This window comes from Dietzia sp. IBK-p2-15D (assembly GCF_057773105.1).
Genome location: NZ_JBYMTK010000130.1, coordinates 1 through 433, shown reverse-complemented (window position 1 = coordinate 433; position 433 = coordinate 1). Strand labels below are relative to the sequence as shown.

The following is a 433-nucleotide window of genomic DNA, read 5'->3' as shown; positions in this document are numbered from 1 at the left end:
ATCGTAGCGGATATTGACTTTATGAGAACGGTTGACCTGTCTGACCTGCCTGCCGAGCGGGTGATGGGAGAAATGGAAAAGTTGCTCTTGGGTGCTGACGTTGGACACGGTTTAACAATGTTGGATGAGGTCGGTGCAATCGGTCAGCTTTTTCCCGAACTTGACATCCTCCGCACTATCCCTCAAGATGAGTTTTGGCATCCCGAAGGTGACGTTTGGACACACACCTTGATGGTAATGGATAGGGCTAACGAATATTGCGGATAGCCCTATTTAATACTTGACAAAGCAGATTCTTTCTGCTATACTTCTTATATGGAAAACAAATCACAAACAGAGGGACTGACTAAGGCTGAAAAGCTAACGGTTATGCTTGCTTGCCTGTTTCACGATTTGGGTAAAGCACCTACTACCGAAGTCATCGATGGGCGGG

At 46.7% G+C, this 433-nt stretch carries 1 protein-coding gene; it reads left to right on the top strand.

The window, feature by feature from the left end; all coding sequences use genetic code 11:
* Positions 1-267: tRNA nucleotidyltransferase/poly(A) polymerase-related protein (locus AC3DEV_RS17210; RefSeq protein WP_488372910.1), on the top strand; the 267-nt coding region annotated here is incomplete at its 5' end.
* Positions 268-433 lie beyond the last annotated feature (166 nt).